Origin of the sequence: Streptomyces sp. NPDC059452, assembly GCF_042750035.1 — a bacterium.
In the GTDB taxonomy this organism is placed as follows: Bacteria; Actinomycetota; Actinomycetes; order Streptomycetales; family Streptomycetaceae; genus Streptomyces.
In genome coordinates this window covers 153454-166841 of the sequence record NZ_JBHYVE010000006.1, presented here as the reverse complement: position 1 = coordinate 166841, position 13388 = coordinate 153454, and the positions used below count along the sequence as shown (strand labels likewise).

The window sequence follows — 13388 nt, the reverse complement described above, 5'->3', positions numbered from 1 at the left end:
GCCCCCCCGGCCTCCCCCCCCCCCCACCGGTTTCGGGTTCTGCCGCCGCCGCGGCTGGTGGGCCCCCCCGGGGGGCGCGGGGCCGGGCGCGGCGGGGGGCCCCCCGCCCGGGGTGCGGGGCCGGGCCCCGGGCCGTCAGCCGTCCTGCGGAAGCCACTTCTTCCAGACGTCCGGGTGGCGGTCGATCCAGCGCTTGGCCGCCTCCTCGGGCGTGAGCCGCTGCTGGGCGATCATCTCGGAGACCTCGTTCTGGTCCTTCTCCGACCAGTGGAACTTCTTCAGGAACGAGGCCGCGTCGCCGCCGCGCTCGACGAAATCGGCGTTGAGGAACTTCTGCAACGGCGTCGTCGGGTAGGCGCAGTCGATGTCCTTCGGGTCCTTGGCCGCGCACTCCTCCGTGTACTCGGGGAGCTTCACCTCGACCATCGGGACCTCGTTGAACAGCCACTGCGGCTGGTACCAGTAGCTGAGGAAGGGCTTCTTCTCCTTGGCGAACTGCTGGATCTGGGTGATCTGGGCCGCTTCGGAGCCGGCGAAGACCACCTTGAAGTCCAGGTCCAGGTTCTTCACCAGGGCCACGTCGTTGGTGACGTAGGAGGGCGAGCCGTCCATGAGCTGGCCCTTGCCGCCGCTCTCGGCGGTCCTCAGCTGGTCCGCGTACTTGTTGAGGTTCTTCCAGTCGGTGACGTCGGGGTGCTGGTCGGCCCAGTACTTCGGGACGTACCAGCCGATGTGGCCGGTCACCCCGAGGTCGCCGCCCCGGACGATGGTCTTCTTCTCGTCCACGTACAGCTTCTCCTGGTCCGGGTGGCCCCAGTCCTCCAGGATCGCGTCGACGCGGCCCTGGCTGAGGGCGTCCCAGGCGGGGACCTCGTCGGTCTGGACGAGGTCGACACGGTAGCCGAGCTCCTCCTTGAGGAGCTGCTCCGCCACCGCGACGTTCGCCTGGGCGCCGACCCAGGACTGGACGGAGAGGGTGACCGTCTTGACCCCGGCGGGGGCGGCGAACGGGGAGGCCTGCTTGGTCATGTCGGCGGCGCCGCAGCCCGCCGTGGTGAGCAGGGCGGTGGCCGAGGCGAGCGCCACGAGCAGGCGGGTGCGGGAGCGGTTCATCTCAGCTCTCCTGTCGCTGGCGGCGGGCGGTGGGCTGGGTGACCCGGTCGAGCATCAGGCCGAGGCAGACGATCGCGGCTCCGGCGACGAGCCCGGTGGCCAGGTCCCCCTGGGCGAGGCCGAAGACGACGTCGTAACCGAGTGCGCCCGATCCGACGAGTCCGCCGATGATGACGACGGCGAGGACCAGGACGACCGCCTGATTGACGGCGAGGAGCAACGAGGGCCTGGCCAGGGGGATCTGGACCTGGCGCAGTTGCTGGCCCGGGGTCGCGCCCAGCGAACGGGCACCCTCCAGCGCCGCCGGGTCGACGCCCCGCAGGCCCTGGGTGGTGATGCGGACGACGGCGGGCAGCGCGTAGACGACGGCCGCCGCGGCGGCGGGGGCGCGGCCGACACCGAAGAGGGCGACGACGGGGATCAGGTAGACGAACTGCGGCATGGTCTGGAAGACGTCCAGGACCGGTCGCAGCAGCCGTTCCAGGCGTTCGCTGCGGGCTGCTCCGATCGCGATGCCGAAGCCGAGGACCAGGGTGACCGCCACGGCGGCGATCACCTGGCTGAGGGTGTCCATCGAGGGCTCCCAGACGCCCAGGACGCCGATCGCGGCCATGGCGAGGACGGCGGTGGCGGCGGTGCGCCAGGTGCCGATCGTCCAGGCGAGGGCGGCGACGATGAGGAGCACCGACCACCAGGGCAGCCCGGTGAGCCCGCTGCGCAGCGGGTTGAGGACGCCGCTGGTGAAGTGGGAGGCCAGGTCGGCGGTGCCGCCGACGACGGGGACCCCGGTGTAGAGGTGGTCGACCATCCAGTCCTTGGCGGTGTTCACCGGTCCGGCGATGGCCACGGTGATGCCCTCGGGCCAGACCCGGCCGTCGGTGAGCCGTCCGACGAAGGCGACGGCGGCCGTGACGACGGCGGCCAGGGTCCAGCCGCGCCAACCGCGCAGGAGGGCCGGGCCGGTGGGCTCGGTGCCGAGGCGGCGGCCCGCCGCCTCGGTCGTACGGTCCAGGACGACGGCCAGCAGCACGATCGGGACACCGGCGGCGAGGGCGGCGCCCACGTCCACGGAGGACAGCGCCTGGTAGACCCGGTCGCCGAGGCCGCCGGCGCCGATCACGGAGGCGATGACGGCCATGGAGAGCGCCATCATGATGGTCTGGTTGAGGCCGAGGAGCAGCTCCTTGCGGGCCAGCGGCAGCCGGGCCGTGAGGAGCCGCTGCCTGCCGGTCGCGCCGAGCGAGGCGACGGCCTCCATGACGCCGCCGTCCGCGCCGCGCAGGCCCAGCGCGGTGAGCCGGGCCATCGGCGGAGCCGCGTACACGACGGTGGCGAGGACCGCTCCGGGCACACCGATGCCGAAGATCAGCACCACGGGGAGCAGATACGCGAAGGCGGGCAGCACCTGCATGGTGTCGAGGACCGGGCGCAGCACGCGGAACGTGCGGTCGGAGAGCCCGGCGGCCAGGCCGAGGAGGAGGCCGAGCACGACGGAGGCGAGGACGGCCACGACCATCAGGGCGAGCGTCTGCATGGTCGGCACCCACATGCCGAGCAGCCCGCAGACCAGGAACGAGGCCGCCGCGGTGAGCGCGAGCCTGATGCCCGCGACCCGCCAGGCGACGGCGGCGGCGAGGACGGTGACACCGGCCCAGCCGAGGGCCAGGAGCACCAGGTAGACCCCGCGTACGGAGAGCACGACGGCGTTGCTGATGTGGCCGAAGAAGTAGAGGAAGAGCGGGTGGCTGTCCCGGTTGGAGACGATCCAGTCGGTGACGTCGCCGAGCGGCCCGGAGAGGTCGGCGGTGAGCGCGTCCGGCCAGATGCCGCCGCCCCAGCGGCTGTGTACGAGGGGGACGAGGAGTACGGCGGCGAGCGCGAGCAGCAGGAGCTTTCCGGCTGCCGGGCGGTCGCGCAGGGCGGCCAGCGGCCCCCGGCCCGCGCCCGCCCGCGCGGGGCGGACCGGGGAGGCTTGTGCGGAGGCCATCAGACGGTCACCTCGCGGGTGCCGTCCGGTGCGTCGGGGGCGGTCGTTCCGGCCACCACGTCCAGCAGGCACGCGTGGTCGACGACGCCGACGAGCCGGCCGCCGTCCATCACCCGGGCGGCCGCCTCGCCGGAGCGGGAGACCGCCTCGATGGCCTCGTACACGGTGGCGTCGGGGCGCACGGCCGGGCCGCTCTCGCTCTCCCCGGCGCGGGCGGGCCGCATGGCGGTGGCGACGGTGAGGACCTGCTCGCGCGGCACATCGCGGACGAACTCGGTGACGTAGTCGTCGGCGGGCGAGCCCACGATCTCCTCGGGCGTGCCGAGCTGGACGATGCCGCCGTCGCGCATGAGGGCGATCCGGGTGCCCAGGCGGAGCGCCTCGCTGAGGTCGTGGGTGATGAAGACCATGGTGCGGCCCTCCTCGCGGTGCAGCCGGACCACCTCGTCCTGCATCTCGCGGCGGATCAGCGGGTCCAGCGCGCTGAACGGCTCGTCGAAGAGGAGGACGGACGGGTCGACGGCGAGCGCACGGGCGAGGCCGACGCGCTGCTGCTGACCGCCGGAGAGCTGCGAGGGGCGGCGGTCCTCAAGCCCCGCGAGGCCGACCTTCTCCACCAACTCGGCTGCTTTGGCGCGCCGTTCGGCCTTGCTGAGACCCTGGATCTCCAGGCCGTAGGCGACGTTGTCCAACACCGTGCGGTGCGGCAGGAGTCCGAAGTGCTGGAAGACCATCGCAGTGCGGTGGCGCCGGAGTTCGCGCAGCCGGGCGCGGTCCATCGCGAGGACGTCCTCGCCGTCGATGGCGAGGGTGCCGCTGGTGGGTTCGATCAGCCGGGTCAGACAGCGTACGAGGGTCGACTTGCCGGAGCCCGACAGGCCCATGACGACGAAGACCTCACCCTTGCGGACGTCGAAGGAGACATCGCGGACGGCGGCGGTGCAGCCGGTGGCCTCGCGCAGTTCGGCGGGCGGGAGTGCGGCGTGCTCGCTGCCGGGGATGCGGTCGGCCTTGGGGCCGAAGACCTTCCAGAGGTTGCGTACGGAGAACACCGCGTCCTCGGCAGCCTCAACAGGGGCCTCGGGGGCCTGGGTTGCGGTCATCGGGCATCATCTCCGGTGCTGGTACCAGTGGCCGGAACGGCGTCGGTGCCGCCCGCCCCGTCCGCGAGGAGCTCGGCGCACTTCTCGCCGACCATGAGGACGCCGATCATCGGGTTGACGGCGGGCATGGTCGGGAAGACCGACGCGTCGGCGATCCGGATGCCCTGAAGGCCACGGATGCGCAACTGCGGGTCCACGACCGCCTCGTGGTCGTCGGCGGCCCCCATCCTGCAGGTGCCCGCCGGGTGGTAGACGGTGTGGGCGACCTTGCGCGCGTACTCGCTGATGTCCTCGTCCGAGGTGACCTCGGGGCCGGGGCAGACCTCGCGCGTCAGCCAGTGGGCGAGCGGTTCGGTGGCGGCGATCTCCCGGGCGAGCTTGATGCCGTCGACCAGGGTGCGGCCGTCGTAGTCGTCCTCGTCGGTGAAGTACCGGAAGTCCAGGGCGGGCTTGACCTCGGGGTCGGCGCTCGTGAGGTAGAGGCGGCCCCGGCTGCGCGGCTTGGGGATGTTCGGCGTCATCGACACGCCGTGCTCGGGCTTCTGGTAGCCGAGGCGCTCCGGGTTGTCGGTGAAGGGGATCTGGTAGAAGTGGAACATCAGGTCCGGGCCCCGGGATTCGGGGTCGCGGCGGACGAAGAGTCCCGCGTCGGAGTCCATCGCGGAGTTCTCCGGGATGGGTCCGTCGGTCTCCCAGACGATGACGGACTCGGGGTGGTCGAGCAGGTTCTCGCCGACGCCCGGCAGGTCGTGGCGGACGTCGATGCCCAGCGCCTCCAGGTCCTCGCGCGGCCCGATCCCGGAGTGCAGCAGCAGCCGGGGGGTGTCCACCGCGCCCGCGCAGACGATGACTTCGCGGGCGGCGCGCAGCAGGGTCTCCTCGCCGTCCTTCGTCCGGATGTGTACGCCGGTGGCGCGGGTGCCGTCGAGCTCCAGGCGGTACGCCCAGGTCTCCAGCAGGATGCGGAGGTTCGGGCGGTCACCGGCCTCGATGTGGGGGTGGAGGTAGGCGACCGAGGCGGAGGAGCGCTTGTTGTTCTCGGGGTGGTAGGCGAGGTCGAAGAAGCCGACGCCCTCGTGGAACGGCTTGCGGTTGAAGCTGTCCACGCGCGGGACTCCGGCCGCCTGCTGTGCGGCGTCGACGAAGTCGCGGGCGATGGCGTTGCGGTCCTTCTCGTCGACCGGGACGATGTTGTTGCGCAGCCTGGCGAAGTACGGGTCCATCGCGGCCGCGTCCCAGCCCTCGGCGCCCGCCTCGGCCCACTCGTCCCAGTCGCCGGGGAGCGGCTTGAAGCTGATGAGGGTGTTGTGCGAGGAGCAGCCGCCGAGGACCCGGGCGCGGCTGTGGCGGATGTGGGAGTTGCCGCGCGGCTGCTCGGTGGTGGGGTAGTCGTAGTCGAGGTCGCCGCCGAGGAGACCGAGCCAGCGGCGCAGGGTCAGCACGTCGTCGCGGTCGATGTCGGTGGGGCCGCCCTCGATGACCGTGACGGTCACGTCGGGGTCCTCGGTGAGGCGGGAGGCGATGACCGATCCGGCGGTGCCGCCGCCGACGATCACGTAGTCGGCCACGGGGCCTTCGGGGTCGGGGACTGCGGTGCTGCGGGGGGTGGAGGGCATCGGTCACTGCTCCTTCTGCAAGGTTCGTGCGTGTGCGTGGTGCTGCGAACAGCCGGGCGGGGCCCCGGGGTTCAGCCGTTCCGGGGCCCCCGCAGGCGTCAGCCGGCGAACCAGCGCTGGGGACGCGGGTTCAGGTTCTGGTAGATGTGCTTGGACTCGCGGTACTCGGCGAGGCCGGTGGGGCCGAGCTCACGTCCCGTACCGGACTTGCCGAAGCCGCCCCACTCGGCCTGCGGGAGGTAGGGGTGGTAGTCGTTGATCCAGACGGTGCCGTGGCGCAGCCGTCCGGCGACCCGGCGGGCCCGGCCCGCGTCCGTGGTCCAGACGGCGCCCGCGAGGCCGTAGTCGGTGTCGTTGGCCAGCGTGATGGCCTCTTCCTCGGTACGGAAGGTCTCGACGGTGAGGATCGGCCCGAAGGTCTCCTCGCGGACCACCTTCATCTCCCGGTGGCAGCCGTCCAGGACGGTCGGCCGGTAGAAGTAGCCGCCTTCGGGGCGTACGTCGCTGGGCTTCGGGCGTTCGCCACCGGCCCGGACGATGGCGCCCTCCTCGCGGGCGGAGGCCACGTACGCCTCGACCTTGGCGAGCTGCTGGGCGGAGACGAGGGGGCCGCACTCCACGCCGTCCAGGGTGCCCCGGCCGAGGCGGATGGCGTCGGCGCGGCGGGCCAGCTCGGTGACGAACCGCTCGCGGACGCTCTCCTCGATGATCAGGCGGGCCCCGGCGGAGCAGACCTGGCCGCTGTGGAAGAACGCGGCGTTCAGGGCCTGGTCGACGGCGGTGTCGAAGCCCTCGTCGGTGGCGCAGGCGTCGGCGAAGACCACGTTGGGGTTCTTGCCGCCGAGCTCCAGGGCGACCTTCTTGACGGTGGGCGCGGCGGCCTGGGCCACCTTCGTACCGCTGGCCAGGCCGCCGGTGAAGGAGACCAGGTCCACGTCCGGGTGCTCGGAGAGCCGGGCGCCGACGGGGTCGCCCGCGCCCGTGACGAGGTTGGCGGCGCCGTCGGGGAGACCTGCCTCGGCGAGGAGCTTGATCAGGTGGACGGTGGAGAGCGGGGTGACCTCGCTGGGCTTGAGCACGAAGGTGTTGCCCGCGGCGAGGGCCGGGGCGATCTTCCAGCTGGCCTGGAGGAGGGGGTAGTTCCAGGGGGCGATCAGGGCGCAGACGCCGACGGGCTCGTGCACGACGATGCTGTGGACGTCGGGGTCGCCCGCGTCGACGACCCGGCCGCCGCTCTCGTTCATCACGAGGTCGGCGAAGTAGCGGAAGGCGTTGGTCACGTCGTCGACGTCGACCCGGCCCTCTTCGAGGGTCTTGCCGGTGTCACGGCTCTCGGTGATCGCGATCTCCTCGCGGTCCCGCTGGAGCAGCTCGGCGACCTGGCGCAGCAGAGCGGCCCGCTCGGCGACGGGCTTGTGCGGCCAGGGGCCGTCGTCGAAGGCGCGCCGCGCCGCCGCGATCGCCGCATCGGTGTCCTCGACGCCGCCCTCAGCGACGACGGCCAGGACGGTGGCGTCGGCGGGGTCGATGACCTCGCGCGTCGCGCCTGAGGTGGCGGCCCGCCAGGTGCCGTCGATGTGGATGGTGCTGAGCGCCGACATGTCGTGTTTAGCCTTCCGTACCCGAAATGCCCCCGCCGGTTCGGCCGGGGGCGTCCTGCGCGGTGGACCGGGGTACGGCCACACCAGCGGTCGGGGCCCCTCCCCCGTCCGCCGGAATGTATGCCAAGAATTTAACTGTGCGTGATGCACCTCACTCGGAAGCGCCTCCCGGGACGGCTACTCGATGTGCGCGGGGCGAGCTCCACGACGTACGCCGGATGAGCCCCACGGTGCACACCGGGGCAGCCCCACGGCGTGCGCCGGGTGAGCCCCACCATGTACGCCGGGGCAGCCCCACGACGTGCACCGGGTGAGCCCCACCATGTGCGCCGGGTCAGCCCAGCAGCACCGGGAAGGCCGCCATGTCGTTCTGCGTCATCACCGGCAGCTTGGTGATCTCCTCGTCCGGGATCGCGAGCCGCAGGCCCGGGAAGCGGGCGAAGAGCGCGGGCAGGGCGACCGCCGCCTCCACGCGGGAGAGCGCGGCGCCGGGGCAGATGTGCGGGCCGTGGCCGAAGGTCATGTGGCGGTTGCGGGTGGGGCGGGTGATGTCGAAGGCGTCGGCGTCGCTGCCGTGCTGCTCGATGTCGCGGCCGATGGCGCGGTAGGAGATGACGACCCCTTCCCCTTCCGCGATCACGGTGTCACCCACGGTGATGTCCTCGGTGGCGAACCGCATCAGGAGGTGGGTGGTGGGAGTGTCCCAGCGCAGCGTCTCCTCGATCACCGCGTCCCAGCCGATCTCTCCGGAGAGCACCCTGGCCAGTTGGCCGGGGTGGGAGAGCAGGGCGCGTACGGCGTTGAGGATGAGCCCGATCGTCGTCTCGTGCCCGGCGGCGACCATCGCCTTCAGATTGCCCACCACCTCCTCCTCGGTGAGCGGTTCGCCGCCCTCCTCGGCCAGGATCAGCGCGCTGGTGAGGTCGTCCGTGGGGTTCGCGGTCTTCTCGCGTACGAGGTCGGTGTAGAAGACGTCCAACTCGGCCAGCAGCGCGAGGCGTTCGTCCTGCGGGGTGAGCATGGAGAAGAACGCCTTGTACTGCCGTGTCAGCATCGCGTGCTGGGACTCGTCGACCCCCATCAGCATGCCGACGACCTTCATCGGCAGCGGCTGGGCGAAGACCGCCTTCAGGTCGACGACCCCGTCCTCGCCCCGCGCCGCGTCGAGGTTGTCCAGCAGCTCGTCGGTGAACTTCTCGATGGCCGGGCGGATCGCTTCGAGCCGCCGGGGAGTGAGTGCCTGCGAGGTCTTGGTGCGGAGCCGCCGGTGCTCGGACCCGTCCACGGTGAACATGGAGCGCCCGGCGTCGATCATGCCGATCAGCGGCCATGCACGTGTCACCACTCCGCTCTTCCAGAGCCCCCAGGCGTTGATGTCCTTCACCAGCCGCGGGTCGACGAGGAGTTGGCGGGCCTCGGCATGGCGGGTGACCGTCCAGGCGGGGACCCCGAGCAGCTCGATCCGGGCGAGCACCCCGGCGTCGCGCAGCCGCGCGGTCTCCCCGTCCAGGTCCTGGACCATGGGGTCGATGGCGATGGTCCCGGTGCTCCCGCCGGCTTGCGCGGCGGCGGTGTGCGGGCAGTTCACAAGGCGTCTCCTGTCGTGCGTACGGGGGTGAAGCGGACGGGCAGCGAGGTCGTCCCGCGCAGGAAGGCGGAGGGGCGGCGGACCAACTCCGTCGCGGGTACGGCCAGTTCGAGGTCGGGCAGCCGGTCGAGCAGCACCTCGATACCGGTACGGGCGATGATCTCGGCGATCTCCTGGGCGGGGAAGGGGCAGCGGTACTCGCCGTGACTGAACGCCATATGGGCGCTGTTGCCGCCCCGCCCGGACCGGACCACCTGGTCCGTGACCTGCTGGCGGATGTGGGGATCGGCGTTGGCCGCGCCGAGGCCGAGGAGCAGCATGTCGCCGCGGGCGATGTTCCGCCCGCCGAGCCGGGCGTCCCGCGAGGCCCAGCGTCCGGCCAGGATCTGGGTCGGGCCGTCCTCCCAGAGCACCTCGTTCATGGCCTCGGCGACGCTGTGCCGGCCACCGGAGAGGGCGTCGGCGAACTGGTCCTCGGTGAGCATCAGCCGGGTGGAGTTGCCGATCCAGTCGGCGGTGGTGAGGTGCCCGGCGGCCGTGATGGCCATGAGGTCGAGCGCGTACTCCTCGTCCGTGAACGGTTCGGGGTGGGCGAGCATCCGCGAGGTCACGTCGTCCCCGGGCCGCTCCCGCTTGGCCGCGACGAGCCGGTGCATGTGCTCGCCGAAGCGCAGGTGCGCCTTCTGCGCTTCGGGCCCGCCGTCGGCCAGGTCCTTGAGCACCCGGGCGATGTCGGCGCCCTCGTCGTCGGGGAAGCCGACGAGCCGGGCGAGGACCAGGACGGGCAGCGGCTCGGCGAACTCGGCGACGAGGTCGGCGGTGCCCCGGCTGCACACGGCGTCGATGAGCCGGTCGGCCAACTGCTCGCAGTGCTGCCGGATCTCGAAGGGGTCGGCCGCTTCGAGGGCCGGTACGACCATGTCGACATGGCGCCGGTGCTCGGCCCCGGCGGTGAAGTAGATGGACGGCATGGGGCTGCCGACCATCGGCCGCAGCGGCCAGTCGGCGGGGACCTTGTCCCACTGGTTCCAGAGGCCGACGTCCCGGGGGTACAGCTCGCCGTCGCTGGTGACCTGGTGGAGTTCGCGGTAGCCGATCACCAGCCAGGCGGGGAAGCCGCCGGGCAGCTCGACCGGGACGACGGGCCCGTGTTCGCGCCGCATGGAGCGGTAGAGCGCCTGGGGTTCGGCGTCGAAGCCGGGGCCGCCGAGCGGAACGGCTCCGGCGACTCCCGTACCTCCCGCTACTCCCGTACCTCCTGCGACTCCCGCACCTCCCGCGCCGGCGCTCATGGGGCAGCCGCCGCCGGAACCGGCCGGGGACGCGGGCGTGGCGGACGAGGGGTTCGTCATCGTACGGACTCCAGTGGCGACGGCTTCGCGCGTTGTGACCATACGATCAACGCGGCACCACTATAAGGAGGTTCGGTGAACCATCGGGGCCGATCAGACCCTTTTTCTGACCGCTTTCCGGCGGCATCTCGCATCCCGGATGATCACTCCCGTACGACATCTGCGCAGGTTTGATCACAAGATCGACACTCAGGTCCGCCGCCCCGCTCTACGATCAGGGGCGTGTGCGCAGATGTCATGGTCGCCGAGGACGACGAGAAGCAGGCCGAGCTCGTACGCCGCTATCTGGAACGGGAAGGACATTCCGTACGGATCGTGGGCGACGGCCTCGCCGCGCTCGACGCCGTACGGCACCAGGAGCCCGACCTGCTCGTCCTCGATGTGATGATGCCCCGGGCGGACGGGCTGGACGTGGTGCGGGTGCTGCGGGCCGAGGCCCGGGAGCTGCCCGTGCTGATGCTGACCGCCCGCACCACCGAGGACGATCTGCTGCTCGGGCTCGACCTCGGCGCGGACGACTACATGACCAAGCCGTACAGTCCGCGCGAGCTGATGGCCCGCGTCCGCACCCTGCTGCGCCGCGCCCGGCGGGCGGGCGGTCCGGCAGCCCCGGCCGCCGGGGATCCCGTCCTGCGGGTGGGCGGCCTCGTGGTCGATCCGGAGCGGCACGAGGTGACGGTGGACGGGGAGCCGGTGGAGTGCACCCGGGGCGAGTTCCGCATCCTGGCCGCGCTGGCGGCCGGTCCCGACCGGGTGTTCAGCCGTCAGCGGCTGCTGGAGGAGCTGCACGGCTTCGACCGCTACATCAGCGACCGGACGGTCGACGTGCACATCATGAACCTGCGCAAGAAGATCGAGCCCGCTCCCCGGCGGCCGGTGCGCCTGCTCACCGTCTTCGGGGTCGGCTACAAGCTCACCGACCCGGCGAAGGCCGAGGCGAGGACGAAGGCCGTACGGCGTGGGTAGGGGCCGGGGAGAGGACCGGGGCCGGGGCGGCAGCCGTCATCGGACCGGTTCCCGGGTGCCGCTGCGGCGGAGTCTGCTGGGGCGGCTGCTCGGTGTGTCGGCGCTGGTGGCGGCCTGTTCGGTGGCGGCCACCGCCTGGCTCGCCGTCCAGACCACCTCGGGCGCCATCAAGCAGGAGCAGGGCCAGAACCTCACCGCCGACGCCCGGATATACGACACCCTGCTCGGTTACGCCGCCCGCAACCCGACCTGGGACGGGGTGGCGCCGACGGTACGGGAGCTGGCCGAGCAGTCGGGCCGCCGTATCGCGCTGACCACGCAGGACAGGCGGCCGCTCGCCGACTCCGCCACCGCGACGACCGCACCCGCGCTGCCGCCGGAAGCCTCCGCCGTGGTCGACCCGTTGTCCGTGGACACCGTCCTGGCCGCCCGGAGCACCGAGGGGCAGGGGACGGGCGCGGACCGGATCGACCCGCGGGCGGTGGGACCGTTCCTGTTGCCGGCGGCCGAGCGTACGGGGCTGCGGCGGACCGCCGACCGGAACGCGGTGTGCCTGAACCGGGTGGGGATCGCGGCGGACGTGGTCGTCGGGCCGAGCGGGCGGCCCCGGGTGCAGATGGTGGGCAACGACCCCGAACGGGCGCTGGGCACCCGGTGCGACTCCTCGGACCTGGACGCGCCCACCCGTACGGAACGCAAGGCCCTCGGCGCGCTCAACGAGCTGGCCGACGCCTGCCTGAAACGCCAGGGCCGCAGCGGGGTGCGGCTCAACCGGGACCTCTCCTGGGGCGAGGGGCCCATCATGTCCGCGCCCATGCCCAGGCCCGTGCCGAGCGAGGCGGGCGAGGCGGTCCCCGGACCGGCCGTCGAGCCGCCCCGGGAACTCACCGGGGAGGACGACCGGGCCATCGCCTCGTGCGTGGGGACGGCCCGCAGCGAACAGCTCAGCTCGTACGTGGCCTCCCCCGCGCTCCTGTTCATCGGTGACGAGGGCGGCGCCACGGTGCCCGGCTTCGACCTCTCCCCCGCCAACACCGCGAAGATCGCCGGTGCGGCGGCGCTGGTCCTCGCGCTGACCGTGGGCGCCTCGGTGCTCGCGGGCGCCCGGCTGGTCCGCCCGCTGCACGCGCTGACCGGGGCCGCGCAGCGGATGCGGGACGGCGAGGAGCACGCCTCCGTCCCGGTCGCGGGGGACGACGAGATCGGCCGGCTGGCCGCCGCGTTCAACGACATGTCCGCGCACCGGGCGCGCCTGGAGGCGCAGCGCAAGGCGATGGTCAGCGATGTGGCCCATGAGCTGCGCACCCCGCTGAGCAACATCCGCGGCTGGCTGGAGGCGGCCCAGGACGGTCTGGCCGACCCGGATCCGGCGTTCGTCTCCTCGCTGCTGGAGGAGGCGGTGCAGCTCCAGCACATCATCGACGACCTCCAGGACCTGGCCGCCGCCGACGCCGGGGCGCTGCGGCTGCACCCCGAACCGGTCCGCGTCGCCGAACTCCTGAGCCAGGTCGCCGCCGCCCACCAGGCCCGCGCGGAGACGGCGGGCGTCACGCTGAGGGTGACGGCCGACGCCCCGGCCCCGGCCCTGTACGCGGACCCGGTCAGACTGCGGCAGGCGGTGGGGAACCTGGTCTCCAACGCCGTACGGCACACTCCGACGGGCGGGACGGTGACGCTGCGCGCGTACGGGGGTGGGTCCGGGGAGGTCGTGATCGAAGTGGCGGACACCGGGACCGGCATTCCGGCCGAGGACCTTCCGTACGTCTTCGACCGCTTCTGGCGTGCGGAGAAGTCCCGCAACCGCCGTACGGGAGGAAGCGGTCTCGGCCTCGCCATCGTCCGGAAGCTGGCCGAGGCCCACGGCGGGACGGCGAGTGCGACCAGTACGGAGGGGACGGGCTCGGCCTTCACGCTCCGGCTCCCGGCCGCCGGGTCCGCGCGCTGACCGGGGCGGTGCGTACAGGTGACCGGGGTGACCGAGGTGGCCGGAGTGACTGAGGTGGCCGGAGTGACCGAGGTGGCCGGAGTGACCGAGGTGGCCGGGGTGACCGAGGTGGCCGGG

General features: G+C 72.5%; 9 protein-coding genes. 2 read left to right on the top strand and 7 right to left on the bottom strand.

Annotation, left to right across the window (positions count from 1 at the left end; all coding sequences use genetic code 11):
- Window positions 1-135 precede the first annotated feature (135 nt).
- The 7 genes from ACFW9Z_RS11445 to ACFW9Z_RS11415 all read right to left on the bottom strand — a co-directional run bounded on the left by ACFW9Z_RS11445 (window position 136) and on the right by ACFW9Z_RS11415 (window position 10360).
- Window positions 136-1113 (bottom strand): ABC transporter substrate-binding protein, encoded by a 978-nt coding sequence (locus ACFW9Z_RS11445; protein ID WP_384637921.1) that lies wholly within the window; start codon window positions 1111-1113, stop codon window positions 136-138.
- 1 nt (window position 1114) lies between these two features.
- On the bottom strand, window positions 1115-3100 hold the full coding sequence (locus ACFW9Z_RS11440; RefSeq protein ID WP_384637918.1) for an ABC transporter permease: 1986 nt from the start codon (window positions 3098-3100) through the stop codon (window positions 1115-1117).
- A complete protein-coding gene (locus tag ACFW9Z_RS11435; protein ID WP_384637915.1) occupies window positions 3100-4203 on the bottom strand; it encodes a glycine betaine/L-proline ABC transporter ATP-binding protein in 1104 nt (367 codons plus the stop codon). Before ACFW9Z_RS11435 ends, ACFW9Z_RS11440 begins: the two co-directional genes overlap by 1 nt.
- On the bottom strand, window positions 4200-5819 hold the full coding sequence (locus ACFW9Z_RS11430) for a GMC family oxidoreductase (RefSeq protein ID WP_384637912.1): 1620 nt from the start codon (window positions 5817-5819) through the stop codon (window positions 4200-4202). The genes ACFW9Z_RS11435 and ACFW9Z_RS11430 overlap by 4 nt, the downstream gene beginning before the upstream one ends.
- Window positions 5820-5917: 98 nt before the next feature.
- The gene (locus ACFW9Z_RS11425; RefSeq protein WP_384637909.1) at window positions 5918-7420 is read right to left on the bottom strand and encodes an aldehyde dehydrogenase family protein; all 1503 of its coding nucleotides are present in this window, start codon (window positions 7418-7420) and stop codon (window positions 5918-5920) included.
- A gap of 334 nt (window positions 7421-7754) precedes the next feature.
- Window positions 7755-9008: a cytochrome P450 gene (locus ACFW9Z_RS11420; protein ID WP_384637906.1), complete on the bottom strand. Its 1254-nt coding sequence runs from the start codon at window positions 9006-9008 to the stop codon at window positions 7755-7757.
- Window positions 9005-10360: a cytochrome P450 gene (locus tag ACFW9Z_RS11415; protein WP_384637903.1), complete on the bottom strand. Its 1356-nt coding sequence runs from the start codon at window positions 10358-10360 to the stop codon at window positions 9005-9007. The genes ACFW9Z_RS11420 and ACFW9Z_RS11415 overlap by 4 nt, the downstream gene beginning before the upstream one ends.
- A gap of 237 nt (window positions 10361-10597) precedes the next feature.
- On the opposite strand from ACFW9Z_RS11415, the gene ACFW9Z_RS11410 reads away from it, so the two are divergent.
- Window positions 10598-11326 (top strand): response regulator transcription factor, encoded by a 729-nt coding sequence (locus tag ACFW9Z_RS11410; RefSeq protein ID WP_384638252.1) that lies wholly within the window; start codon window positions 10598-10600, stop codon window positions 11324-11326.
- A gap of 55 nt (window positions 11327-11381) precedes the next feature.
- Complete coding sequence (locus tag ACFW9Z_RS11405; RefSeq protein ID WP_384637900.1) at window positions 11382-13271, top strand: sensor histidine kinase; 1890 nt, start codon at window positions 11382-11384, stop codon at window positions 13269-13271.
- The last annotated feature ends 117 nt before the right edge of the window (window positions 13272-13388 follow it).